This is a genomic window from Pontibacter populi (assembly GCF_040278685.1).
Taxonomy (GTDB): Bacteria; Bacteroidota; Bacteroidia; order Cytophagales; family Hymenobacteraceae; genus Pontibacter; species Pontibacter populi.
Genome location: NZ_JBEOKT010000009.1, coordinates 107,921 through 132,881, shown reverse-complemented (window position 1 = coordinate 132,881; position 24,961 = coordinate 107,921). Strand labels below are relative to the sequence as shown.

The window sequence follows — 24,961 nt, the reverse complement described above, 5'->3', positions numbered from 1 at the left end:
AGCGGTGCAAGTTAGAAACTATAAATTATAGATTGCGGTAGCCGCCTTTGAAAACTTCGTTTACGTGAAATGGTAAAAGTTATCCTACAGCCATCTTGCTACTACTTTATAGTTATATTTAAATCAGAGCTTTAGGCACACTTTATATAAATGTTATAGTAGTTGTAAATGAGTAATTTAATCAAATTAACCTTTATACACATGCTGGCGATGCCATGCTAAATTTGAAGCATTGGGATAATGCTTTGCTCCAAAAGGTAAAGTCAATGGTTTTCCTTTTAGGTGTTGAAGTGCATAATTATTGGCTAAATCTTCAGCAATGGCATCAGAGACTAATACTGTTAAGTTTTCATTTACAGTAATCAGACCTCTATCAAAAGCACGGTGCAAATTAGGACAGAGTGCTAGCCCATTATTAATCTTATCGTCTTTACTTAGGCTGAATGGAACAATGTGGCAGGCGTCAATCATGGAGAATCCATGGTTAGAAACCAAACGCATACCAGATATGCAACAAGTATGGTTATAAACTTGGGGTACTAGTTTTTTAAATAAGCCACCACGTATATACTGTTCTTCTTCGTCTGTGTCATTGACAGTTAAAGCATATTCAGCTTGGCTTTCATTAAGTAAGTAGCTTTGTAAATTCTGAATATAACTACCCTGCTTTGTTTTAAGGTACTCTGACCTAGTATCAGGGAAATAATAATCTAGAAGTGCAGTTTTAAGAATGTTACGGCTCTCAATGTTAATTAACAAAGTATAGAGGTCATCGGCAAAGTAGCCGAAATCCACTACATCATTAAGTGTAGTAATGCTTTTAATGTGGATATTTAACTGTGTGCCTAACTTTGTTCTAACTGCCCAAAAACCTTCAGTAGATAGATGGTAGAATGGTAGTGAAAAATCAGAAGTATGTGCAGTTCTTACAAGCAGAGTAAAGGTTTCTTTAAACAGAGCTACTAATTCTGGTGAGATGTATACTCTGTTTTCTTTAATTCCACCTTTTTCAAACTGCTCTATGAACGCAAGTAGAAGAATAGGCTTATGTGGAGCTTTCCCATACTTGGTAACACCCTGACGTAATTTGGTTAACCTCTTTAAGTAAGTCTTAAGTACAGAAGAGTTGGCTGTCATTCTCTTATTGCTTTTCTGCAATATACAAACTCGAAGATATTATGATCTAAAATTAATAAAATCAAATTTCTTTCAACTTCTACTTCCTCCACCAAACCTTCCCCGGCGCTTTCTTTCCTAAAACTATAGATTCCCCAATCAGCGGTGTTGTAATTGGTACTTTCAACCTGGCAGCTTCTGTGGTTACCCGTTCTATAGGGTCGGTCCAGGTGTGCATGGCCAACGCGAAGGCTCCCCAGTGGATGGGCATCAGCAGTTTTCCTTTCAGGTCGAGGTGGGCCTGCACGGTTTGCTCGGGCATCAGGTGGATGTTGGGCCATAGTTCGTTGTACTGGCCGCACTCCATCAAGGTAATATCAAAAGGGCCATACTTGTTACCGATCTCCGCAAAACCGTTAAAGTAGCCGGAGTCGCCGCTGAAAAAAATCCTGTCTTCCTTGCCCACAATCACCCACGACATCCAAAGTGTCTTCATTCTGTCGTCGAATCCGCGGCCGGAGAAATGGCGCGAGGGCGTAGCGGCAAAAGTCAGTCCTTTAAATTTTGTTTCCTGCCACCAGTCCATTTCTGTTATTTTTTCGGCAGGCACACCCCAGCGTTCTAAATGGGCACCCACACCCAGGGCTACATAAAAGTGCCCGGTCTTCTCGTTCAGCTTTTTAATAGAGCCATAGTCGAGGTGGTCGTAATGGTCATGCGATATCAGCACGGCATCTATTTGGGGTAGTTCCTCTACGGTAACAGGCAGCTTAGAAAAACGCTTCGGGCCGATAAAACTGATCGGGGAGGCAATGTCGCCCAGCATGGGATCAAGCAACAAGCGCTTGCCATCTATCTCTACCATAAAGGCAGAATGCCCGAGCCAGGTAACTATAGTTGCGGTGTCCTGCACGGTGTTGGTAAACTTACCTGCCTCCAGCTTCATAACCGGAATTTCCCAGTCAGGCACCTGGTTATCGGTATTCCCGAAGATCCTGGCCGAAAAGATCTTTACAAACCCTTTAAAGCCGATATCCATATTTGTCGGTACCGGGTTCCGAAACTGTCCGTTTTTATAGTTCGGAGATTGCTGCATGGTCTTAAGTCGGTCACCTTTCGCTTCGGCACCAAACTGGGGAGACAGTTTCAGGAAGGAGCACCCCGCCACAAAAGCCAGCAATACAATAAAACCAAGTGCATACAGGGCAATTCTAAAGGTCTTCTTCATCAGGTGTTTATCAAATAGAGGTAGCCTGTCCGACAGGCAGGAAACGTCGTTACTGCAGCCTGTTTTACAGGTGGCTACTGCTACCAGGCAAAGATAGACGCTGCCAACATACGTTCTGCTTTTGGCTCAGGAAATCATCAGCTATAGTTAGAACATGTTTACTAGCACAAATGTGTTATTTACAGGAAAAACAGCAAGAATACCTTCTATTGTTTATGTTTTAAGTGCATTTTTAGTATGAATGCGTACAACATACAGAGGGTGTAGTGTGTGGTATACTTACCGGATTAGTTTGTTTTATACTTAATAAAAGGAGGTACCAATGAGCCATATGTTTACGTTGGGTACGCTCGAAGGAGCAACCACACAACTCTCAGATGAAGAAGTTACTGCATTTTCAGCCAGCCTGCGCGGACAGCTCCTTACACCGGAATCGGCCGGGTATGATGCTGCCAGGGTTATCTGGAACGGAATGATAGACCGGCATCCGGGACTTATAGTACGCTGCGCCGGCGTAGCCGACGTGATACAGGCTGTAAATTTTGCACGTACACATGAGCTATTGGTGGCAGTGCGGGGCGGGGGCCATAACATTGCAGGAAATGCCATCTGTGACAAAGGTATCCTTATCGATCTTTCTCAGATGCGGTCTGTACGGATAGACCCTGAAGCTGAGACCGCACGTGTTGAGCCAGGTTGTACATTAGCAGACTTTGACCACGAAGCACAGGCCTTTGGGCTGGCAACACCACTTGGCATAAACTCTACCACCGGAGTAGCGGGACTTACCCTGGGTGGTGGCTTTGGTTGGCTCAGCCGCAAGTACGGCATGACTGTAGATAACCTGTTGTCGGCTGATGTGGTGACTGCCGAAGGTAAGCTGGTGCATGCCAGTAAAAAACAGAACCCTGACCTGTTCTGGGCTATACGTGGTGGGGGCGGCAACTTTGGTGTAGTTACTTCTTTTGAGTTTCAACTGCACGCGGTTGGTCCGCAGGTACTTTCGGGGTTAATTGTACATCCGTTCAAACACGCAAAAGAGGTGCTGCAGTTTTACCGGAATTATGCCCATACGCTACCCGACGAAACGGCTGTTTGGGTAGTACTGCGCAAAGCACCTCCGCTGCCATTTCTGCCGGAAGAGTGGCATGGCAAAGAAGTAGTGGTATTAGCTGCCTGCCACATAGGAGATATGGCAAAAGGAGAAAAGATACTGGAACCGCTCCGTAAGTGGGGCAACCCGATAGCTGATGTAATTGGTCCGCACCCGTTCACAGGCTGGCAGAAAGCCTTTGATCCGCTGCTTACCCCGGGTGCCCGCAACTACTGGAAATCACACAATTTTACTGAACTAAGCGATGAAGCTATTGATCTGATGATCGATTATGTGCACCGTTTGCCATCACCCCACACCGAAATTTTCCTGGGCCAGGTAGGAGGGCAGATGGAACGTGTGGGTGATGAAGAAACTGCCTACCCACACCGCAATGCCAGTTTTATTATGAATGTGCATGCCCGCTGGGAAACAGCTGCTGAAGATGAAAAGAGCATAAACTGGGCCCGCGCCTTCTTTAAAGACTCGGCAGATTATGCAACTGGTGGTGTATATGTCAATTTCCTGACCCAGGATGAAAAAGAGCGTATTCCGGCTGCTTACGGTCCTAATTACGACCGTCTGGTGGAAGTGAAAACAAAATACGACCCGGAAAACCTCTTCCGTTTTAACCAGAACATTAAACCCAACACTGTAGCACTGCATTAAAACAGCACTTACTGGGGTAAAAGTGTAAAGCCAGTTAAATGTGATATATTAACTGGTAATCAGATTGTAACCAGGATAAGCTAAGGCAGGCTGTAAACTATAAATCCCTCGTGCTGTGGCAGGAGGGATTTATAATAACTGTTAACTATGTCTCTTACTTTCCGATGCAGAATTTAGTAAAGATATTGTCCAGCAGATCGTCCGTTGTGATCTCACCCGTGATTTGACCTAAACTATAAAGGGCGCGTCGGATGTCGGCGGCCACCAGGTCATTACTGATACCCAGGCTTAGTCCGTTAAGCACGTCATCAAGGGCTTCGTAGGTTTTTTGCAGGCTGTCTACGTGGCGGAGGTTGGTAACTATAGTTTGTTGCTGGGTATTTAGTTTGCCCAGGTTCACTTTGTCGGTCAGGGCCTGCTTCAGGCTTTCGAGGTTCGCACCTTCAGCTGCGGCGATCTGTACCAGACCATCTATAGTTGCGAAGCTTGCCAGTTTCTCTGGTGTAGCCTGATCTATTTTGTTTGCTACCGGCAGCAGGGGCAGGTTTTTAGGGTTCAGTTTGGCAATTTCGTCCTGCACTTCTTCCGGGGTGGTTTCGGCAATATCAAACAGGTAAATAATAAGCGCCGACTGGCTCAGTTTCTGGTGGGTGCGCTCCACCCCAATGGCCTCCACCTTGTCGGTGGTTTCGCGGAGGCCGGCCGTATCAATAAACCGGAAGGTAATACCCCCGATGTTAATTTCGTCTTCAATAAAGTCGCGGGTAGTGCCCGGCACGTCCGATACAATGGCTTTTTCCTCGTTTAGAAGCTTGTTCAGCAGTGTAGATTTACCGGCATTGGGTTTGCCAACTATAACCGTAGGCACGCCGTTCTTTATCACGTTGCCCAACTCAAACGACTTCAGCAACTCCCGGATTATAGTTTGAATGTTATTGATAAGGCTGCGCAGCTGCTCACGGTCTGCAAACTCCACATCTTCTTCACCGAAGTCCAGTTCCAACTCGATCATAGAGGCAAAGTGCACCAGTTCGCCGCGTAAACGCTTAATTTCCTGCGAAAAACCGCCGCGCATCTGTTTCATGGCTACTTCATGGGAGAGGGCCGAGTCGGAAGCGATGAGGTCGGCAACAGCTTCGGCCTGCGCCAGGTCGAACTGCCCGTTAAGGAAGGCACGCTTGGTAAACTCACCGGCATTGGCCAGACGAGCCCCCTTTTTAAGCAACAATTGCATAATTTGCTGCACTATAAAGTCGGAGCCATGGCAGGATATCTCCACCACATTCTCTTTGGTGTAGGAGTGAGGGGCTACAAACAACGATACCAGTACCTCGTCAATTATCTTGTCACCATCACGTATCGTTCCGAAATGCAGGGTGTGGCTGGCTTGCACTTCCAGGTTTTTGCCTTTAAAAACGGAGTTGGTTATAGTTATAGCTTCCGGGCCCGACAAGCGGATAACGGCAATGGCGCCAGTGCCCGGGGCTGTAGCTACGGCTACAATAGTATCGGTGGTCAGTATATTCGAGTTCAAGGTGTCGCTTTAAGTAATATCACAAATTTACGAACTTATCTGATGCTATGTGGAATAGAGTTATAGTTCTGTAGGTTGGGTATTGGCTCGAGCAGGCTTATAAAGGGTTAAGGGATGGGTAGATTGTGAAATGCGCTGGCGCGAGTCTCCAGATTCAACTGGCCCGATAGGGACAAAAATTGCAGCAGCGCTGGCTATAGTTGCCGTTATCCAACCACTCCCAGAACCTCTCCCGAAACAAGTCCAGGATCATAGAATTTTATCTAAGGTGGGAAGTTTTCTGCTTTTACTTTGTCATCTCGAACAGCGTGAGGGATCTGGTAGCGTAAACCCACCCCTGCCCCTCCCGAGAGGGGAATTTCTGACTCCGCTATAGTTGAGGTTATAGTTCTATAGTTTATGGTGTCGAGCGGACAGGTCGCGACCTGTCCCTACGGAACTATAGTCACGATAAATGTCGGAGCTTACCGGTCCAAACTATACAAAAGCAGTTTCTATGAGAAAGATCTCAGTCTTTGGGTTGAGCGCCTTGTAGATTTCCGGTGCCGCAGGCATTTCGAGGTACGAGAAAAAGAAATGTACACAGCGCGATGCCCGAAGACGGGGCCTCCCGGCCGTGAGGGCACCAAAGCTGAATTGAAACGATAGGCAAGTAAAGCTCCCAGGATTAAAGGAAGTTTGAAAAGAAAGCTTGGTGGAAGTTGGAAAGAATATCAACTATAAGCTGAGATAGATTTCTCACGCTGTTCGAAATGACAGTTAAGTAAACTATAGGAAATATAAGATCCCTCGGCTTTGCTCAGGTTGACAAAATGAAGAACTAAACTCTAAATTTTACTTCTTCTTCTCATATTCCTGCCAGGTCATAGTTTTGTGGTGGTTGTCGCCGAAGTAACTAATGATCCTTTTGAAAGTCGCTTTGTCGAGGTAGCCGGGAACAGGGGTGAGCATGTTCATCTGCTCGTCGAGGTATACAGTGGTAGGGTAGCTCATTTGTCCGTTCAGAAGTGCCAGCGCCAACTCATGCGATTTGTATTCAGGCTTAAACGTGTAGGTGTGGCCTTTTACGGTAATAGGGTCTTTGCCTTCAGCATCCAGTTTTACGGCGTAGTAATGTTTATTTACATAAGCGGCTATTTCAGGATCAGAGAACGTGTCTTTGTCCATCTTTTTGCACCACCCGCACCAGTCCGTATACACATCAACAAAGATCTTGCGGGGCTCTTTCTTGATTTTGGCTTCGGCCTCTTCCATGGTCAGCCATTTTATAGTTTCAGCCTTTTCGGTTTTGGTTTGTTTACCGTTGCCCTGGGCGGTATTCATTTTGAAAGCAGAGATACCAGCTAAAAGTACCAGCAGCGGGAGCAATATATAAAGACCTTTTTTCATTTTGTCCTGATCTTTGACTTAACACAAACCATAACCCGAAACAGTTTCTTTTTACGCCTGAAACTTAGCTATACAGCCATAGTTTTCCTGTTCTTCAGCAGTAACCCATGCGTTGGCGAGAACAGGAAAGCCAGTGTAAACTGTATTCCTGTAACTGTTGCTATAGCACCTGCAATAGACCCGTCGAGCCAGTAAGCCAGGTAATAACCAACTATAGACGCCACGATCCCGATGATCACGGAAAATATCAGCATGGTCTTAAAGTTATCGGTAAGCAGGTAAGCCGTTGCCGGTGGACCAACTAAAAATGCCACTACCAGGATAGCACCCACCGACTCAAACGAGGCCACCGTTGTAAGTGAAACAGCCGTCATGAGCAGGTAATACCAGAGTGTAGTGGAAATGCCGATAACAGCAGCGTAGCCCGGGTCGAAAGCTGTTAAAAACAACTCTTTATACCCAAACGTGATAAACGCAATGATAAGTATAGTTACGAAGCCTAAGGTCCAGATAGTTTGCGGGCCGTAGCTGAGGCCATCTTCCGTCAGCCATAGGTCCAGGGGAACGTAGGCAATCTCCCCATAAAGCACGCAATCCTGGTCAAGGTCTACCTGTCCGGCAAAAACGGAGATCAAAATAATGCCAATCGCGAATAGCCAGGTAAAGGTAATGCCAATAGATGCGTCGGCCTGCACACGGGCATAGCGGTGAAAGAACTCAATCAGAAAAGTCGTCAGTACACCTAACAATCCGGCACCGATGATCATAGGAATAGAGTCACGTGAGCCCGTGAACAGGAACGCAATAACAATACCCGGCAATACGGCATGCGAAATAGCATCGCCTACCATAGCCATGCGACGAAGTATAAGGTAGCAACCCAGCAAACTACAGCAGGTAGCTACCAAAGATCCGGTCAGTATTATCCAGAATGCGTTCACTTTTCAGTTATCAGTTAATAATTATCAGTAAGCAATTTTATGTTTGTATTGCAACAATTTATAATTCAGATTCCTACGGAATCCGGGTATGATGTGGGTCCAGGGCAGGGTAGTTGAGTTCTTCCATCAGTTTCTGCTCCAGTTCCGGGGTAATTATGTGTTCTATCGTTTCTGCGTCTTCGTGCACATGGTCGGAGGCCAGTTGTAAATATTGGGTCAGGTATAGTTCCCAGAGGCGGTGCAGGCGAACGACACGCTTGCCTCTTATCTCACCTTCGCGGGTTAGTGCCCAGCCATCCGGATGACGCTGAATATAGCCTTGCCGTTTAAGTTTTGCCAGTCCAGCCAAAGCCTGACTTTTGGGTATGTTGCGGCGGGTAAGGATGTTATCCAGGGTCCTATTACTGAAATAGTCTTCGTGTTGCTCACCCAGCTGGTAAAATAACTTCAGCAGGTTTTCTTCCAGTATCTGAATTTTATTATGACGACGGCGAAGCATACGGGCAACCCAGCCACGTTTAGGCGCAAAAGCAAACGATAGGATAGCAACCATCGAAACGATCAGTACGATCCATGGGCCGGTTGGCATAGCCGGAGCGGTATACGAAACAAAAGCGCCTGATATTCCTGAAAAAGCACCAATAACGGCAGCCAGAACCAGCATTACACCCAGTCGTTCGGTCCAGAAACGGGCTGCTGCGGCAGGGGTGATCAGCATGGCTGCCATCAACACTACACCAACGGCTTGTATGCCCACCACCACCGCAAAAACGGTAAGCGTGGTAAGCAACAACTCCAGCGACCGCACCGGGAAACCAATACTTTTTGCAAATGTCTCGTCAAAACACAGTAGTTTTAGCTCTTTGTAAAAAAGTATAGTTGTGATAAGCAGGAGTATAGCTACCGCCCCGAATACGATAAGGTCTTCGCCAACCAGTGAGGCTGCTTTACCAAACAAAAACTTATCAAGACCGCTCTGCGCTGCATTGCCTGAATGTTGAATGGAGGTGAGCAGCAATATGCCTATTCCGAAGAAAACTGACAGTACCAATCCGATGGCTGTATCTTCTTTAATACGTGACCGGGAAGTGATGTAATCTATAAGCACCAGCGAGATCCAGCCAGTTATAAAAGCCCCAAGCAGCAAAATAAGAGGGTTTTTGGTACCTGAAACTATAAAAGCAAGGCAAACACCCGGCAACACGGCATGCGCCACCGCATCACCAACCAAAGCTCTCTTACGAAGCAGCGAAAAGCAGCCCACCACCGCCGAACTACTCGCCAGCAGCACCGAGCCAATCGTTACATAACGGATGTTGGCATCGGCAAACGAAAAGAACTCTAAAAACTCCTGCATGCTTTTTAATTGTTAATTGTTGAATGGTTGAAGGTTAAATGGTTTTTTCCCTCATATAAGACGCAATGTAATGCGTCTCTACAACTATAACTTTCTAACCTTTTAACTTCCAAACTTTCTAACTCCGACTCTCTCTCGCCGGGAATTCCTGTTTGCGGAGCAGGTCGCCTACTTTGCTGAGTACTGTTAGCTTGCCACCGTAAGTTTGCTCCAGTAATTCCTGTGTCAGTACCTGTTCTGTGGGGCCGGATGCTACCAGGCGCATGTTCAGTAATACTACCCAGTCAAAATACTCGCTGGCCGATTGCAGGTCGTGGTGCACTACTATAACCGTTTTGCCTTGAGCGCGCATGGTTCTTAGCAGTTCTATAATGGCGGTTTCAGTAGCGATGTCCACCCCGGCAAAGGGTTCGTCCATAAAGTAGATGTCGGCGTTCTGGGCCAGTGCTCTTGCTAAAAACACGCGCTGCTGTTGTCCGCCGGATAACTGGGAGATCTGCCGGTCGGCAAAGCTTTGCATGCCTACTTTTTCGAGGGCCTGCATGGCAGCATCTTTATCAGCTTTGCGTGGCCGGTTAAATAAACCGAGTTTGCCATACCGACCCATTAGCACCACATCAAACACCGAAGCCGGGAAGTCCCAGTCCACAGACTCACGCTGCGGCACATACGAAATACGGTTGCGAACCTCCTTTATCGGCTCATCAAAAATGCGGATGTAGCCGCTGCTTGCCGGTAACAGGTCCATAATGGCTTTAATAAGGGTAGACTTACCAGCTCCATTTGGCCCTATCACACCCACCAACGAGCCGGCTGGCAAAGTAAGGTCTACGCCCCAGAGCACAGGTTTGCGATCATAACTAACAGTTAAATCGTGCACTTCCACTACCGGGTTATCTACATGAAGTATCATGGTATAATTTGTTTATTTTAAAGCCGTTACAATATTGCTGACATTGTGCCTTACCATGCCTGTGTAAGTACCTTCAGGTGTACTTGCCTCACCGAGCGCATCTGAAAAAAGGGTTCCACCAATTTGTACTTGATGGCCTTTCTTCCTGCTTCCGATTACAACTGCTTCTATTGCCTTAGGCGAAACCGAAGACTCAACAAACACAGCTTTTATGCGGTTATCAACTATAAAATTTACCAGCACAGATACATCCTGCAGTCCAAACTCCGACACCGTTGAGATTCCCTGCAAGCCGCGGACATCAATTTTATAGGCCTCTCCAAAATAACCGAAAGCATCGTGTGCTGTGATGAGTATGCGCTGCTGCTCTGGTATGGAAGCGATGGCCTGCCCGGTATAGCTGTGAAGTTGCTCTAGTTCCTTTAAATATGCTGCCGCATTTTGTTCGTATTGTTTGGCATTTTTTGGATCTTTCTTCCTTAATTCGTCTGCCAGGTGTTGCACAACCTGCTGCCACAACGAAACATCGAACCACACATGCGGGTCAAAACTATCGGCATAGTCCTGCGATTGTAGTAACCTTTCGTTTGGCAATTCTTCGGCGGCGGCCACCACAGATTTAAAGCGGTTGAGTTTTGAAAGTACTTCGCCCATTTTGCCTTCCAGGTGCAGGCCGTTGTAAACTATAAGATCAGCATCGGTCAGTTTCTGTAGGTCGCCTTGCGTGGCCTTGTACAGGTGCGGGTCTACGCCACTGCCCATAACCGCTTCTACGGTGGCAGCATCGCCAACTATATTCTTGACAGCATCTGCGAGAATACCGGTGGTGGTGACTACATACATTTTTTTACCTTCGGGCACCGGGCCTTTGGTTATAGTTTGCTTACAACCCCATGAAAGCAGGCACACGAAAAGCAGTAGCAGGAGAGAAGAGCGGTAAGGTTGCATAAGCTTAAGCAGAGAGGAAAATATTGCGCGCCACTTCACTGGAAACCACCAGGTTCTTTTTGTTTTCTATGTTGATCTCCAGGGAGCTATCGTAAGGTATCTTATCCAATACTTTAATTTTTGCACCCAAAAAAATCCCCATCTTATCGAGGTATTGCAGGAACAGCGGCTGCGAATCATTTACACCTACCACTATACCATTATCCTGTACTTCCATATCGGCCAGCAGCTTCTGGGGTTTCAGTTTCAGTTCGCCGTTCTCAGATGGTATCGGGTCGCCGTGCGGGTCGAATTGTGGGTGACCGAGAAACTCATCCAGTCGCTTGGTAAGCAGCTCAGAACTAATGTGTTCCAGTTCTTCGGCTACTTCGTGCACTTCATCCCAGTTAAATTTAAGCTTATCAACTAAAAAAACTTCCCATAGCCTGTGTTTGCGGATCACGTTTAGGGCCACACGTTCACCTGCTTCCGTGAGCGATACACCTTTATACTTCACATAATCTACCAGGCCTTTAGCGCTGAGCTTACGCAACATATCGGTTACCGACGCGGCCTTGGTATCCAAAGCATCGGCAATGGCATTGGTATTAACCCCATCTCTGCCACCGCCCGATAGCTTATAGATCGCTTTTATATAGTTCTCTTCTGTAAAACTGAGCACCTTTATAATTTTGAATGAGTGAATGAATGAATAACTGAATGTGAAAAGTGCTAAAGGAGATATACGTTCCTGCTTTATTCACTCCTTCAGTTATTCAGTCATTCAAAATTGAACAGTTACCAACGAATAAGTGCCGATGCCCAGGTGAAGCCGCTTCCGAAGGCTGCCAGGCAAACGAGGTCACCTTCTTTTATGCGGTTCTCTTGTATTGCTTCGCTTAGCGCAATAGGCACAGAAGCCGCCGTAGTGTTACCGTATTTATGGATGTTGCTCATTACTTTTTCAGCAGGCAACCCCATTTTCTGTTGTATGTAAGAAGTAATTCTCAGGTTAGCCTGGTGGGGTATAAGCATGTCTATATCAGTAGCTTTATAGCCGTTTTTATTAAGTGCTTCTTCAATCACTTCCGGAAAGCGGGTTACGGCATGCTTGAACACCATATTGCCATTCATGTAAGGGTAGATAGAGCCATTGTCGATCATTTCGTGGGTCAGGCGTTCTTTTTTATTTGTGTCCGGGGCCAGTACAGCCAGTTCTTCCGCAAATTCGCCATCGGCATGCAGGTGTGTGCTTAGTATGCCTTTGTCGGTGCTTTCAGAAGGAGTTAATACAACAGCACCAGCGCCATCTCCAAAAATTACCGATACCCCACGACCGCGGGTAGAAAAGTCAAGACCGCTGGAGTGAATCTCAGAGCCAACTACAAGCACGTTGTTATACATACCTGTTTTAATGAACTGATCGGCCACAGACAGGGCGTAGATAAAGCCGGAACATTGGTTACGCACATCCAGGGCAGGTATCTCTTTCAGGCCAAGTTCGCGTTGCAACAACACACCAGAACCCGGAAATACATAATCAGGACTTAGCGTAGCAAACACGATCAGATCCAGGTCAGTAGCTTCGAGTCCGGCATTCTTAAGCGCCATACGAGCCGCATTGGCACCCATGTTGGCAGTTGTGTCAGTACCTTCCTTAAAATAGCGTCGCTCAACTATACCAGTTCGCTCCCGGATCCACTCATCAGAGGTTTCCATGATCTGCTCCAGGTCTTTGTTGGTAACTATAGTTTCAGGTACGTAATGGCCAACGCCAGCTATTTTTGAATTGCGCATAGTTTAGTTGTTAAAGTTTTCAAATATACTGTTATTTCTTAAATTTAGATTCGTCTAAAAATAAATTTATTTGCATCTAGGTTTTATAATGCTTTAAAACACGGCTCACAACCTGTATTAACTTTTCTTCCTCTGACTCCCAGAAAATATCAGTAGGTATTCCATTTTTATAGAATATAGTGTCATAAATGGTTTGTAATAAATTGGTTGCCCCTGTTTTGTTAAAGTTAATCGTTAGGCCTGCATCTGCATTTAATAACAGGTTTTGCCAAATAGGGTTTTGCTGTATAAGTATGGGAAGGCCATAAGCCATATACTCATATAGTTTTGTAGGGATGCACCGAAACGTACTCGGGTTTGGGTGATACGGCAGTAAACCTATATCGTGCGTGGCAATAGCGTGTAGTATTTCAGGGTAAGGTACCAGTTTGTTTCCACCAATTAAAGTTATGTATGGCTTGTCAGCTATAGTTTGCTTCAGCTTCTGCGACGTAGGGCCGTGGGCACAGTATCCGATTATAGTTAGTGTTGAGTTAGGGTTAAGGTGATATAATTGTTCTGTTAACTTTACTGCTTCAAATACGCCGTAAATGCCTGCAATGGTGCCAGAATAAAGCAACTTTATCCTTTCACGGTTTATTTTTACAGGGGTGTCTGGTAATCTATAGTCTGTATCAGGTTTATACTTGTTCTCTACTATAGTATAACGGTTACCTATAAAAGGAAGCTCTTGAGCATAGCTTTTTTCAGCCAACAGAAAGTGAGCTATAGTTGGGGCAGTCAGTTTCTCAATACTTCTCACGCCTGCTGCAAGAACTCTTTTAAGTATAGGGTTGTAGGCATCCTGTGCTGTAAGGTTCAAACTATAGTTCTCTCTTACATCATAGATCAGGCGGCAATTATGGTTCCTGGCATAGAGCCATGCCGATAATAGCAATTCGTGTGTGCAGACTATAAACAGATCGGGTTTTACAGTTTGAAGTAATCTCCAGAATTTCTGTTGCGCTGTAAGTCTGCCGGAGCTTAGCCTTTTAAATGAAAAGATGGGGTGCAGCTGCATGTTTGCAGGGATATTGTCAGGAACAGGGGCTGCAAAACCGGCGATATGCACTTGGGCATAAGGTAGCTTACATAGCGAAAGCCCGAGTTTGCCGTACATACGGGTATCGTTCACGGGTTTTAACAGCGAGGCAAGCAGAATTCTCTTTTCAGACATCGGTTAAATTTAATACTTTTACGCATTATTCAATATCAACTATATTTTAGATGACGCTTCAGACGATAATAGAGCAGGCCTGGGAGAACCGGGAACTGTTGCAGGAACAGGCTACTGTAGATGCGGTACGTGCTGTGATAGAAGATTTAGATAAAGGCAGACTGCGCGTTGCCGAGCCGGTTGGCGACGACTGGAAAGTGAACGAGTGGGTAAAGAAAGCGGTGCTGTTGTACTTCCCGATGCAGGCCATGAAAACCATAGAAGTAGGCCCTTTCGAGTTTCATGATAAGATTGCCCTTAAGACAAACTATGCAGCGCTTGGCGTACGTGTAGTACCTCATGCAGTAGCACGTTATGGTTCGTTCCTCTCTAAAGGTGTGATTATGATGCCTTCTTATGTAAACATTGGTGCCTGGGTAGGCGAAGGAACTATGGTAGATACCTGGGCTACAGTTGGTAGTTGCGCCCAGGTTGGCAAAAACGTACACCTTAGCGGTGGTGTAGGTCTTGGCGGTGTGTTGGAGCCGGTTCAGGCTGCCCCGGTTATTATTGAAGACGGTGCCTTTATAGGATCAAGAAGTATACTGGTTGAAGGCTGCCGCATTGGTAAGGAAGCCGTAATCGGTGCTGGTGTAACTATAACCGGTAGCTCTAAGATAATTGACGTGACTGGCAGCGAGCCGAAAGAATACAAAGGCTATGTGCCACCACGCGCTGTTGTTATCCCGGGTTCATATACCAAAAAATTCCCGGCCGGCGATTTCCAGGTGCCATGCGCCCTTATCATTGGTCAACGTAAAGAAAGCACAGACCTGAAAACTTCCTTAAACGACGCGCTGCGTGATAATGCGGTAGCGGTTTAGGTTTAATTGTTGATTGTTGGAAGGTTAAATTGTTAAACCAGAAAACGAAACGGTAATCAACTATAGCATAAGAAGAGCCTTTGCCTTTATGGTGGAGGCTCTTTTGTTTTATAGTTGGTTTATATAGTATACAGTTTTAAGAATTACTGATGGTTAAAATCATCCTGGTAATCCTTAAATCTTATTAAACCTGATTCTTATAATAAGAAAGCCGCTGCAAGTATTACCTGCAGCGGCTTTTTGTAATTATGCCGGTTTCTTGAATGTTAAACCATCACCCAACTAACAATTTAACCTCTAACTTTCATCAATTACTTCTTTTTAAATCTGTCGGCAACTATAAGTTCTTTGGTGCCATGTGTCCAGGAATAAAAGCCCTGACCTGATTTTGCACCTTTGTGGCCGGCCTGTACCATGTTTACCAGCAACGGGCATGGTGCGTATTTCGGGTTGCCAAAGCCATCGTACAATACATTCAGGATAGACAAGCATACATCCAGACCTATAAAGTCAGCTAGTTGCAGTGGACCCATCGGGTGAGCCATACCCAATTTCATGATAGTATCTATTTCTTCTACGCCGGCTACGCCTTCATATAAACTATAGATCGCTTCATTTATCATCGGCATCAGGATGCGGTTTGCAACAAAGCCAGGGTAGTCGTTACACTCGGTAGGTACTTTGCCCAGTTGCAGCGACATGTCCATTACCTGTTGCGTTACTTCATCAGATGTAGAATACCCACGAATGATCTCTACCAGCTTCATCACCGGTACAGGGTTCATGAAGTGCATGCCTATAACTCTTTCCGGGAGGTCTGTAACCGATGCAATTTTAGTAATGGAGATAGAGGAGGTATTGCTGGCAAGAATAGCGTCCGGTTTGGCGAAGCTGTTCAGGTCACGGAATATCTTCAGTTTAAGGTCAACGTTTTCGGTAGCAGCTTCTACTACCAGATCGGCATCTTTCACGCCATCCTGCATATTCGTGCAGGTGGTAATATTTGCTAAGGTTTGTTGTTTCTGTTCTTCGGTCAGGTTGCCTTTGGCTATAATGCGGTCCAGGTTTTTGGTGATGGTACCCAGCGCTTTGTTCAATGCTTCTTCAGCTATATCAACCAGAGATACCTGGAAACCATTTTGTGCAAAAACGTGGGCTATGCCGTTGCCCATCGTACCTGAGCCAATAACTGCTACTTTTTTCATAGGTTCTGTAAACATATAGTTTGGTAATCCATACAAAGCTAAAAGAAAATCTTTTATTCTATAGTTGTATTCAATACCATCTTGGCAGACTTCAACTTTTAGCCTATATGTCATTTCTAACTATAGTTCATATTGTGCAGGAAGCTATAAAAATATGAAGGTAGTCGATTTCTGACTATAGCTTATGTTAGCATCATTGTAAGTTGCCTGTTGTTTAAGTAGTTAAATATAGCTGGAGGGGTGGGGGTTGAAATGCAATTAAGGTTGCAACATCAGATTATTTAAGAAAAAACCTGCGGTTAATACATCCTTTGTAATATATATGCGTAAAAGCTTAAACAAAAAAGTACAACTGCTGGCATTTACCGGTGTGTAGCCGAATTCAAAACGGCAGTTGTCATAAACTAAAGACTCTTAACTATGGGAAATTTATTGTATATCATAGCCGTTGTGCTGATAATTTTCTGGCTGATCGGCTTCTTAGGATTTCCGGATGCCGTTGGTGGCATTATTCATGTGTTGCTTGTATTGGCTGTAATTGCCGTACTGCTGCGCCTGATCCGGGGAGTTTAACCTCAAGTTAGATTACACGTTAATAAATTAAACAAACAACGTACAACTTCATTAAACAATTAAAACTATGGGAAATTTATTGTATATTATAGCAGTTATCCTTGTGATCTTCTGGCTAATCGGCTTCCTGGGATTCCCTGATGCCGTAGGTGGACTGATCCACATTTTATTAGTAATCGCCGTTATCATGGTGCTTTTACGACTCATACGAGGCTAGCACTACGATCTATACTCCTTAAACCAAAAGGACTGCCCTGTAAGGCAGTCCTTTTGTATTTTATAGTTTGTAAGTTTTATTTCCTGAAAGGTATATTTACACCAGCACGAATAACCGGGTTACTATAAGGGTTTACAATATCATCGTTTACATTGTATAGTATCAGCAGGTCTAACGAAGCTTTTTCGCCGATTCGCTGCCTGTAACCAGCCCCAACCATGGGTAGTGTCATGGTCTTTCTGAGTTTTGTGAACGTATTGTTTGGATTATCGCGCAAATATTCCCGGCTGAGGATCTCCACTTCAGCGTGTGCCAGCAAAGCGCCCTCCATAATATCAACTACCTCTACCTGCGCTAATCCACGGCCTCCATAGTTATTCAGAGATATGCCACCGCCACTTATAAAATGGTAGACTACGCCGGTTCCCACACTCAACTTATCTGTAACCCTATAGCCAATAATAGGAAGTAAAGTGATGTTGGTATAAGAGCCAAACTGTAAGCCAAAGCTTCCACCAAAATATAGTTTATCTATAAACTCCTGCTGCTCTCTATCTGCTTCTTCAGGCTCTTGCTGCTCTACCTGCGGCTGCTGCACCGGAGGCTGTGTTTGTGGTTGCGGCTGCGGTTTAGGAGTATATACTGGCTTTTCAGTACCCGGAGGGCCTGTAGGTAAAGCTGGCTTACGTTTTACAGAATCAGGCTCTACCTGTGCCACTGCAGCAAAGCTTGTAAAAGCAAAAATGCAAAGTGCCAGGAGGCACTTTGCATAATATGGTTTCTGTTTCGCAGACATGGTCATGTTAAACCGTTGCTGTTTGATACATTTTTTTACGTAACTCACGGATGTTGTCATCCTGCAGGTATTCTTCGTAGGTCATGCGCTTATCAATCATGCCATTCGGTGTAAGTTCGATGATGCGGTTAGCTATAGTATCTACGAACTGTAAGTCGTGAGAAGCGAACAGAACCGTACCGTCAAAATCTTTCAGTGAGTTGTTCAGCGCCGTGATCGATTCCAGGTCCAGGTGGTTGGTAGGGTCATCCATTACGAGGAAGTTACCAGATTGCAGCATCATTTTAGAGAACATGCAGCGCACTTTCTCACCACCCGATAATACGTTGGCTTTCTTAAGCGACTCTTCGCCTGAGAACAGCATACGGCCCAGGAAACCACGGATAAAGCTTTCGTCTTTCTCCACAGAGTATTGACGAAGCCAGTCTACCAGGTTAAGGTCAGTATTGAAATACTCAGCGTTATCTTTCGGAAAGAATGCGGCATTTATAGTTGTACCCCACTTAAAGTCACCAGAATCGGCTTGCTCTTCACCGGCCAGTATCTTAAAGAACATGGTTGCGGCAACGTCATTACGACCAAGTATCGCAATTTTGTCTCCTTTATCAACCATAAAGCTTACATCGGTAAAAATAGGCTGGCCTTCTACAGACTTGCTCAGGTTCTCTACGTTCAGTAACTGGTTGCCTGCTTCGCGCTCTGGCTTAAAGGCAATGTATGGATACTTACGCGACGATGGCTGAATATCATCCACAGTAAGTTTCTCCAGCAACTTGGCACGCGAGGTAGCCTGTTTTGATTTGGAAGCGTTGGCGCTGAAACGGCGAATGAATTCTTCGAGTTCTTTACGCTTGTCTTCTGTTTTCTTATTGGCATCGGAGCGCTGCTTAAGGGCCAGCTGGCTCGACTCGTACCAGAAACCATAGTTACCGGCGTACATTTTGATCTTACCAAAGTCGATGTCGGCTACGTGCGTACAAACCGCATCCAGGAAGTGACGATCGTGCGATACAACTATAACCGTGTTCGGGAAGTTGCCCAGAAAATTCTCCAGCCACATGATCGATTCAGCGTCCAGGTTGTTGGTAGGCTCATCCAGCAACAGGATATCCGGGTTACCGAAAAGAGCCTGTGCCAATAGCACGCGTACTTTCTCACTACCGCTCAGGTCTTTCATTAATGAGTAATGCAGGTTCTCACTGATACCAAGTCCGCTCAGTAATTCGGCAGCTTCGTATTCTGCGTTCCAGCCTTCCATGTCGGCAAATTCGCCTTCCAGTTCGGCTGCGCGCTCGCCGTCTGCATCTGTAAAGTCAGCTTTGGCATAAATAGCGTCTTTTTCCTGCATTATATCGAACAGGCGCTTATGGCCCATAATTACAGTCTGCAATACAGGGTACTCATCGTAAGCAAAGTGGTTCTGCTTTAAAACGGCAAGACGTGCTTTGGCTGGTATCTCCACCGAACCGGTGTTAGGTTCGATCTCCCCTGAAAGGATCTTCAGGAAAGTAGACTTGCCCGCACCATTGGCTCCGATTAAACCATAGCAGTTTCCAGGTATAAATTTTATAGTTACATCTTCAAATAATGTGCGCTTGCCATATCCCAAGCTTACATTGTTAGTACTGATCATGCGTTTCTGTTAGAGAATTAAAATTGATTCTTGTTGCAAAACTACGAAATAAATGTCGGGATTGCTGAACTGTACGTTGCGGCTTTTACGAAAAGTACTTATTCATCAAATGGTAACTGATTTTAAAACAATCAGTTCAGTTGGGAGCCGCAAAATTTTTGCATCAAATCACAACGCCGCCCTTACTTCTATAGTATATTGTTTAAATAATATTCAGTTAGCAGTACACAGGTATTGCTAAAACCGCCTCAGGGCGTTATTTAATAACCATTTTTACTGTTAAACTGTTCATTATAAGAGAAGTATTGTATATAAATTAATCTACGTACTATGGCAATTGAAAAAGTATCTTATCAGAAAATAGCAATTAAGTATGGCATTCTGGTAGGAGTTGCGCACATCGTTTACTTCCTGCTGATGGGAGTACTGGGACTACAGGATGTAATTGAGCTTTCCTTTTTAAGTGGTATATTCCTTGTTATTGGTATTATCGTTGCCATCTCGAAGTATAAAAAAATAAACAATACAGTAGAGTATTTTAACGGGCTTGGTATAGGTGCCACAGTGGGTGTAGTATCGTCGGTGCTGCTGGCAGTTTTCCTGGTGCTATATATTTCGGTTTACCGGGCTACTTATATCGAGAACCTGCAGGCCAGTTCGCTGTTCCCGGAAAGTATTTCGTTGGTATGGTTATTTATCCTGACTATCATATACGGCACAATACCTGGCTTTTTTATAGCCTTTATTGCAATGCAGTGGTTTAAAAGAGCAGACCATTCTATGCCGGAGCGCGTTTAAATCATTTACCTAAAACCCTTATTAAGAACCTGAACTATGGAAAAGATTGGCCTGAAGTATGGCTTGCTCACGGCCGCCGGCCTGATAGGCTATTTCTTTATCATGAAGATGATAGGGCTTTCGAATATAGTTGAGTTAAGATTCCTGAATGCCGTTATCCTGACCATTGGCATCGTGATGGCACTACGCGGATTCAAAAAAGTTAAGAAAGAGCATTTTGGTTATTTAAGCGGGTTAGGGTTGGCCTTTATCACCTCGCTGGTGGCAACCATCATCTTTTCGGCTTTTATGCTGATCTACATTAAGACATTTGATAACTCGCTGCTTGATGTGCTGACGCACAACAGGTTAGTAGGGGAGCGCATATCCAGCACGCCCGGCCTGGTGATATTTATGGTACTGATGCTTGAAGGCGTGATATCGGGGGCAATGATCGGGTTCATTGCCATGCAGTTCTTTAAGCGCCCGGACCACACAGTGCCCAACAGTCCCTGAAAAACCATAAAAGCTTTAAAAAAATAAGACCTCAGAAACTAAATTCTGAGGTCTTTACTTTTTGTAAACGTCCTGATTCATTCACTTTACTATATGGTCTGGTCGCTGAATGATTTGTACTACTATTTCATGCATGTCGCCTTCCTTATCCTTAAGTCGGAAAGTAAGTTGTGGGTTGTCTATGTTATGCTCTGCTTTGATATCAATTACCTGGGCCCGGTCTATCTTATTTTCTAACTGGGGGCTGAGTTCATGAAAAGCTTTTGCAAAGTCTACTTCCAGTGTGCTGGGGTTATAGTGTTGCGTTTTCATACATTACGGATCATATCACCTGCCTGGTGCGGGTTATAGTTACTGCTTGATAAAATACTAAACTGTATAGTATATGCCTATATACCATTTTGAGCAGGCTATGTTACCATTAACACGTTTTATATATCAGATTCTTTATACAGTGTTGGTGTAGTTTGAAATAATTATATTTTGATTTGCTTGCAAAGAAAAAAATAAGTGAGGCTAACTATTAAAAATATACTAAAACAAGAAAACCTGATCCCGGATTTTGCGTTGAAGTAGCTAGTAACACATCCTGTAGTTTACAGGCATCCAAAATCAGAAACTTTATGAAGATATATATACTTACTTTGGCCCTGGGCCTACTTACAACGGCAGGTTTTGCACAGCGCATTACTAAAGGCGACGAAGGTCTGGATAAAAAAGTACTGGAGGTACAAGTTACCGGCCCGGCCTTGCTGACCTTAGAAATGGAACGCGAACTGCAACTGACAGCGCCGCAGCGCGAAGAAGTGAAGCAACTGAACGAGCAGCGCTACCAGCAATTACTGGAAACAGAAAAAACAGCAACAGCGGGCGCAACCGATAAACTGATACAGAAGGTACACTTGCAAAACGATAAGGCACTTACCAGGGTGCTTTCATCAGAGCAGTTCCGCAAGTTTCTGGAGCTGGAAGGCAGGCAACATGCACAACATCTGAGCGAACTGGAAAATTATTAAACAGATAAGAGAAAAATTAAAAAAGCCCGGGTCTTACTCGGGCTTTTTTAATTTTTCGGGGTGGCTATAGTTTACTTCCGATACTTTGCCTAAGGAATTGATTCTTACTTCCAGGCGGTTTGCATCAGATAGTTTGCTGGCATCCTGGCACTGGTCGCCTGCTTCGATATAGTAATAATAAATGCGCTGGCTTCGCTCCAATAGGTTCTCTTTATCAGGTTTGCCTAATACGTTACGCACTACATATTCTTTTTTCTCCACCATCTCGTTGCGGATCTTTTCGAACTCAGGAGCTAGCCTGGCACGGTCGCCTTTGCAGGCATTTTTATCGGCTTTCCAGGCAGCGCTGTCAAAATCTTTCATGCTTTCCGGGGAGCCGCAGCCAAGGGACAGTACACATATAGTCAGATACAGGAGGGAGTTGAGCTTCTTCATGCCACAAAAATAAAATATATAACTTCAATATACATTTAAAAGCCTTAAATTAACTCAACGAAAAGAAATCGGGCTAAACTATAAAATAAGTACAACCTGATATACTTTAACTGCCACCGTGCACGTTGAACTATAAACAGATCTGGATGTAAACTTAGAAATTTACCAGGCTCTTTTTGCCCGTATGGAACAATTTTTACGGTTTTACCTGTTACAAAACGAATCCCCTACTAAAGAACCTTATAAACCTATGTTGAGACCAGCTATCCTCTTACTAGCATTAAGCCTTGTATCTTTCAGTTCACCGGAAGCGAACCCAGTGGGTGAAACTATCATTCCGGTAACAGCAGCCACCACCACCACAACTATAGCAGGTGGTATGTCATTCGAAGAAAAAGAAATGGCTTTTTCGCAGCACCTGGAGCAGGTTTACAAGGAGGCAAAACTTGAGAGCAAAGGCCTTTCTTTCCCTGTATTCAAAAAAGCATTTGTCGGTTTCCTTAACTTAAAGCGGCGCGAAGCTATTTCGCCGGCACAGGATATCCTGACTATAGTTGATTTTACAAAGCCGAGTCGTGCAAAGCGCATGTGGGTGATTGACCTGGAATCTAAAAAGGTATTATTTAACACCTTAGTGGCACATGGCCGTAATACCGGCAACGATAAAGCTGAAAAATTCTCTAACAAGCCAAATTCTTACATGAGCAGCCTCGGCTTTTATGTAACCGACCAGACCTACTATGGCAAGCACGGCCTGTCGCTGAAGTTGGATGGAATGGACGAAGGCTTTAACACCAATGCCCGTGAGCGTGCTATAGTGGTACATGGAGCTGATTATGCTACTTCCGATTTTGTAAAGCAGTATGGCCGGCTGGGCCGAAGCTTGGGCTGTCCGGCGCTACCAACAGAGATATCAAAAGAAGTAATCCAAACGATCAAGAATGAGACTGTAATGTATGTGCACAGCAATGATGCCTCTTACAGATCGAATTACCTGGATGAGGCCCTTGCAGTAGAAAGCTTTGCTACTGACCTGTCTGTGTTTGCTAAGAACATATAAATCTATAGTTGGCTGCGGCCACATATTGTAAAAACAAAAATGCCCCTGCCGATAAAGCAGGGGCATTTTTGTTTTTAGTAGTTATGCTTAGGTCTGGTCTTTGGTGGTCTTAACCAGGCTGATCCCCGAAAAGAAGAAGATCAAGCCGATAACGAACGGAACAGCAGCTGAAAATTTACCAACTGCCACACCATCACCACCCATCAGGAAAGCATATGCTCCCCAAATGATGCCTATGATGCCCAATATAGTTAACAAGGCACCAAACGTCCTTTTCATATTCATATTATTCTTTGTTTAGTATGTAAGCGGCCTCTATAGCTGCTTTTGTAAAAGATAATACGGTAACTCTATAATTAAGTATAGCAGTTTTATATGAAAATGAAAGTGAGTAACTATAGACGCACTTTTTAAGATAATTCCTCTCTTAAACTATAGCATTCTCTTTACATATCGGCGTATATACCCCATAGTCATATTACAAATTATAATATGGTTTATAGTCAGGATTTTAAAAGGCATACCGGATATGAGAGGATTAATAAAATTTATAATAGCCATACTTATCGCGGCGGTATCGCTGGTAACGTATTGGTGTAACACCGAGCAAAACGAATTTACAGGCGAAGAGCAACATGTGGATATGACCGTGGAGCAGGAAATAGCGCTAGGCCTGCAGGCTGCCCCCGAAATGGCATCGCAGTATGGTGGCCTGCACCCTGACAAGGAAGCAGCGAACCGTATCAAGGAAATTGGCCAGCAGATCGTGCAGCAAACTGACGCAGGTAATTCGCCTTACAAATTCGATTTCCATTTGCTTGCCGATGAGCAGACAGTTAACGCTTTTGCTTTGCCCGGTGGCCAGATATTTATAACGGCCGGCCTGCTGCGCCGCTTAAGCACCGAAGGGCAGGTGGCCGGCGTACTGGGCCACGAGATCGGCCATGTGGTTGCCAGGCACTCAGCGGAGCAGCTGGCAAAGGCCAAACTAACCCAGGGACTTACCGGTGCCGCCGCCATCGCTACTTACGACCCAAACAACCCGGCCTCACAGACAGGAGCCATTGCAGCTGCCATGATCGGGAAGTTGCTGAACATGAGCTATGGCCGTGAAGATGAGCTGGAGTCCGACAGGTTGGCTGTAAGATTAACGGGAGAGTCCGGTTATGACCCAAGAGCGATGTTGGAAGTAATGCGCATACTGGAAGAGGCAAGCGGTGGGAGCGCCAGCGGACCGGAGTTCGCCCAGACCCACCCGAACCCCGGCAACCGGATAGCTGAAATAGAGCAGGCAATACAGGAAGAGTTTCCGGAGCGCTTGCCGGCAGGCCTTACACCATAAAATGCGTAAGAAAAGTAACAGGATGTACAACCTTACATAAAACCTGTGGTATATATGTATTGCAGTTTACTGCATTTTAACCCGCGCTACATGGTAATAACCATGGGAACACCTGCTAAACAAAACAAACTTAAACTGAAAGCTACATTAACAATGGCTACTAAAAACGACAATCCAAAGGGATCTTCTAAGTCAGGATCTTCTTCGTCAACCTCAGCTAAGACAAGTGCGAACAAGTCTACCACTTCTAAAAGCTCTGGTGGCGCATCAGGTTCAGCTTCAGGCTCATCCTCTAAATCAGGTTCATCATCTGGTTCTTCAGGATCTAAGTCTGGTAAGTAAGATCTG

At 45.0% G+C, this 24,961-nt stretch carries 28 protein-coding genes; 11 read left to right on the top strand and 17 right to left on the bottom strand.

From position 1 onward, the window contains the following. Positions 1-186: 186 nt before the first annotated feature. Together ABS362_RS11895 and ABS362_RS11890 are read right to left on the bottom strand one after the other, a co-directional pair. Positions 187-1,137, bottom strand: a complete 951-nt coding sequence (locus ABS362_RS11895; RefSeq protein WP_350412698.1) for an HNH endonuclease — start codon at positions 1,135-1,137, stop codon at positions 187-189. A gap of 79 nt (positions 1,138-1,216) precedes the next feature. After that, the gene (locus ABS362_RS11890; protein ID WP_350412697.1) at positions 1,217-2,344 is read right to left on the bottom strand and encodes an MBL fold metallo-hydrolase; all 1,128 of its coding nucleotides are present in this window, start codon (positions 2,342-2,344) and stop codon (positions 1,217-1,219) included. A 322-nt stretch (positions 2,345-2,666) separates the two neighbouring features. Between ABS362_RS11890 and ABS362_RS11885 the strand changes: the two genes are divergently transcribed. Further along, positions 2,667-4,106 (top strand): FAD-binding oxidoreductase, encoded by a 1,440-nt coding sequence (locus ABS362_RS11885; protein WP_350412696.1) that lies wholly within the window; start codon positions 2,667-2,669, stop codon positions 4,104-4,106. 154 nt (positions 4,107-4,260) lie between these two features. Here the strand turns inward: ABS362_RS11885 and mnmE are convergent, their stop codons facing one another. Then, positions 4,261-5,640, bottom strand: coding sequence for a tRNA uridine-5-carboxymethylaminomethyl(34) synthesis GTPase MnmE (mnmE, locus tag ABS362_RS11880; RefSeq protein ID WP_350412695.1), 1,380 nt, complete (start codon positions 5,638-5,640; stop codon positions 4,261-4,263). A 399-nt stretch (positions 5,641-6,039) separates the two neighbouring features. Here mnmE and ABS362_RS11875 point away from each other — a divergent pair, with 399 nt between their 5' ends. After that, a complete protein-coding gene (locus tag ABS362_RS11875) occupies positions 6,040-6,288 on the top strand; it encodes a hypothetical protein (protein WP_350412694.1) in 249 nt (82 codons plus the stop codon). A 186-nt stretch (positions 6,289-6,474) separates the two neighbouring features. Here ABS362_RS11875 and ABS362_RS11870 read toward each other — a convergent pair whose 3' ends face one another. The 8 genes from ABS362_RS11870 to ABS362_RS11835 all read right to left on the bottom strand — a co-directional run bounded on the left by ABS362_RS11870 (position 6,475) and on the right by ABS362_RS11835 (position 14,180). After that, on the bottom strand, positions 6,475-7,029 hold the full coding sequence (locus tag ABS362_RS11870; protein WP_350412693.1) for a thioredoxin family protein: 555 nt from the start codon (positions 7,027-7,029) through the stop codon (positions 6,475-6,477). Between the two features lie 68 nt (positions 7,030-7,097). Continuing rightward, a complete protein-coding gene (locus ABS362_RS11865) occupies positions 7,098-7,970 on the bottom strand; it encodes a metal ABC transporter permease (RefSeq protein ID WP_350412692.1) in 873 nt (290 codons plus the stop codon). Between the two features lie 73 nt (positions 7,971-8,043). Continuing rightward, complete coding sequence (locus tag ABS362_RS11860) at positions 8,044-9,327, bottom strand: metal ABC transporter permease (RefSeq protein WP_350412691.1); 1,284 nt, start codon at positions 9,325-9,327, stop codon at positions 8,044-8,046. 118 nt (positions 9,328-9,445) lie between these two features. After that, positions 9,446-10,240, bottom strand: coding sequence for a metal ABC transporter ATP-binding protein (locus ABS362_RS11855; protein WP_350412690.1), 795 nt, complete (start codon positions 10,238-10,240; stop codon positions 9,446-9,448). Positions 10,241-10,252: 12 nt separating this feature from the next. Further along, positions 10,253-11,188, bottom strand: a complete 936-nt coding sequence (locus tag ABS362_RS11850; RefSeq protein ID WP_350412689.1) for a metal ABC transporter solute-binding protein, Zn/Mn family — start codon at positions 11,186-11,188, stop codon at positions 10,253-10,255. 4 nt (positions 11,189-11,192) lie between these two features. After that, a complete protein-coding gene (locus ABS362_RS11845; RefSeq protein WP_350412688.1) occupies positions 11,193-11,849 on the bottom strand; it encodes a metal-dependent transcriptional regulator in 657 nt (218 codons plus the stop codon). A 116-nt stretch (positions 11,850-11,965) separates the two neighbouring features. Beyond that, complete coding sequence (locus tag ABS362_RS11840; protein ID WP_350412687.1) at positions 11,966-12,964, bottom strand: 3-oxoacyl-ACP synthase III family protein; 999 nt, start codon at positions 12,962-12,964, stop codon at positions 11,966-11,968. Positions 12,965-13,040: 76 nt separating this feature from the next. Then, positions 13,041-14,180: a glycosyltransferase family protein gene (locus ABS362_RS11835; RefSeq protein WP_350412686.1), complete on the bottom strand. Its 1,140-nt coding sequence runs from the start codon at positions 14,178-14,180 to the stop codon at positions 13,041-13,043. 50 nt (positions 14,181-14,230) lie between these two features. On the opposite strand from ABS362_RS11835, the gene ABS362_RS11830 reads away from it, so the two are divergent. After that, positions 14,231-15,043 (top strand): 2,3,4,5-tetrahydropyridine-2,6-dicarboxylate N-succinyltransferase, encoded by an 813-nt coding sequence (locus ABS362_RS11830; protein WP_350412685.1) that lies wholly within the window; start codon positions 14,231-14,233, stop codon positions 15,041-15,043. 311 nt (positions 15,044-15,354) lie between these two features. Here the strand turns inward: ABS362_RS11830 and ABS362_RS11825 are convergent, their stop codons facing one another. After that, positions 15,355-16,248, bottom strand: coding sequence for a 3-hydroxyacyl-CoA dehydrogenase family protein (locus tag ABS362_RS11825; protein WP_350412684.1), 894 nt, complete (start codon positions 16,246-16,248; stop codon positions 15,355-15,357). Between the two features lie 420 nt (positions 16,249-16,668). Here ABS362_RS11825 and ABS362_RS11820 point away from each other — a divergent pair, with 420 nt between their 5' ends. Next, positions 16,669-16,821: a lmo0937 family membrane protein gene (locus ABS362_RS11820; RefSeq protein WP_162426218.1), complete on the top strand. Its 153-nt coding sequence runs from the start codon at positions 16,669-16,671 to the stop codon at positions 16,819-16,821. Between the two features lie 67 nt (positions 16,822-16,888). After that, the gene (locus ABS362_RS11815) at positions 16,889-17,038 is read left to right on the top strand and encodes a lmo0937 family membrane protein (RefSeq protein ID WP_162345496.1); all 150 of its coding nucleotides are present in this window, start codon (positions 16,889-16,891) and stop codon (positions 17,036-17,038) included. Positions 17,039-17,114: 76 nt separating this feature from the next. Here ABS362_RS11815 and ABS362_RS11810 read toward each other — a convergent pair whose 3' ends face one another. Together ABS362_RS11810 and ABS362_RS11805 are read right to left on the bottom strand one after the other, a co-directional pair. After that, positions 17,115-17,834, bottom strand: a complete 720-nt coding sequence (locus ABS362_RS11810; protein ID WP_350412683.1) for a hypothetical protein — start codon at positions 17,832-17,834, stop codon at positions 17,115-17,117. Positions 17,835-17,841: 7 nt separating this feature from the next. Then, the gene (locus ABS362_RS11805) at positions 17,842-19,467 is read right to left on the bottom strand and encodes an ABC-F family ATP-binding cassette domain-containing protein (protein WP_350412682.1); all 1,626 of its coding nucleotides are present in this window, start codon (positions 19,465-19,467) and stop codon (positions 17,842-17,844) included. A 330-nt stretch (positions 19,468-19,797) separates the two neighbouring features. Between ABS362_RS11805 and ABS362_RS11800 the strand changes: the two genes are divergently transcribed. Together ABS362_RS11800 and ABS362_RS11795 are read left to right on the top strand one after the other, a co-directional pair. After that, positions 19,798-20,265: a DUF4199 domain-containing protein gene (locus tag ABS362_RS11800; RefSeq protein WP_350412681.1), complete on the top strand. Its 468-nt coding sequence runs from the start codon at positions 19,798-19,800 to the stop codon at positions 20,263-20,265. 36 nt (positions 20,266-20,301) lie between these two features. Beyond that, on the top strand, positions 20,302-20,760 hold the full coding sequence (locus ABS362_RS11795) for a DUF4199 domain-containing protein (protein WP_350412680.1): 459 nt from the start codon (positions 20,302-20,304) through the stop codon (positions 20,758-20,760). A gap of 81 nt (positions 20,761-20,841) precedes the next feature. On the opposite strand, the gene ABS362_RS11790 is transcribed toward ABS362_RS11795, so the two are convergent. Then, positions 20,842-21,072 carry a hypothetical protein gene (locus tag ABS362_RS11790; RefSeq protein WP_350412679.1) on the bottom strand — a complete coding sequence of 77 codons (231 nt, stop codon included), beginning with the start codon at positions 21,070-21,072 and terminating at the stop codon, positions 20,842-20,844. Between the two features lie 311 nt (positions 21,073-21,383). Between ABS362_RS11790 and ABS362_RS11785 the strand changes: the two genes are divergently transcribed. Further along, on the top strand, positions 21,384-21,776 hold the full coding sequence (locus tag ABS362_RS11785; protein WP_350412678.1) for a hypothetical protein: 393 nt from the start codon (positions 21,384-21,386) through the stop codon (positions 21,774-21,776). A gap of 33 nt (positions 21,777-21,809) precedes the next feature. On the opposite strand, the gene ABS362_RS11780 is transcribed toward ABS362_RS11785, so the two are convergent. Then, on the bottom strand, positions 21,810-22,211 hold the full coding sequence (locus ABS362_RS11780) for a hypothetical protein (RefSeq protein WP_350412677.1): 402 nt from the start codon (positions 22,209-22,211) through the stop codon (positions 21,810-21,812). 250 nt (positions 22,212-22,461) lie between these two features. Here ABS362_RS11780 and ABS362_RS11775 point away from each other — a divergent pair, with 250 nt between their 5' ends. After that, entirely contained in the window at positions 22,462-23,271 is an 810-nt protein-coding gene (locus tag ABS362_RS11775) for a murein L,D-transpeptidase catalytic domain family protein (RefSeq protein ID WP_350412676.1), read from the top strand. An 87-nt stretch (positions 23,272-23,358) separates the two neighbouring features. On the opposite strand, the gene ABS362_RS11770 is transcribed toward ABS362_RS11775, so the two are convergent. Then, on the bottom strand, positions 23,359-23,556 hold the full coding sequence (locus ABS362_RS11770) for a hypothetical protein (protein WP_162426227.1): 198 nt from the start codon (positions 23,554-23,556) through the stop codon (positions 23,359-23,361). A 244-nt stretch (positions 23,557-23,800) separates the two neighbouring features. Between ABS362_RS11770 and ABS362_RS11765 the strand changes: the two genes are divergently transcribed. Together ABS362_RS11765 and ABS362_RS11760 are read left to right on the top strand one after the other, a co-directional pair. After that, positions 23,801-24,613: a M48 family metalloprotease gene (locus ABS362_RS11765; RefSeq protein WP_350412675.1), complete on the top strand. Its 813-nt coding sequence runs from the start codon at positions 23,801-23,803 to the stop codon at positions 24,611-24,613. 54 nt (positions 24,614-24,667) lie between these two features. Continuing rightward, the gene (locus ABS362_RS11760) at positions 24,668-24,955 is read left to right on the top strand and encodes a hypothetical protein (protein WP_350412674.1); all 288 of its coding nucleotides are present in this window, start codon (positions 24,668-24,670) and stop codon (positions 24,953-24,955) included. The last annotated feature ends 6 nt before the right edge of the window (positions 24,956-24,961 follow it).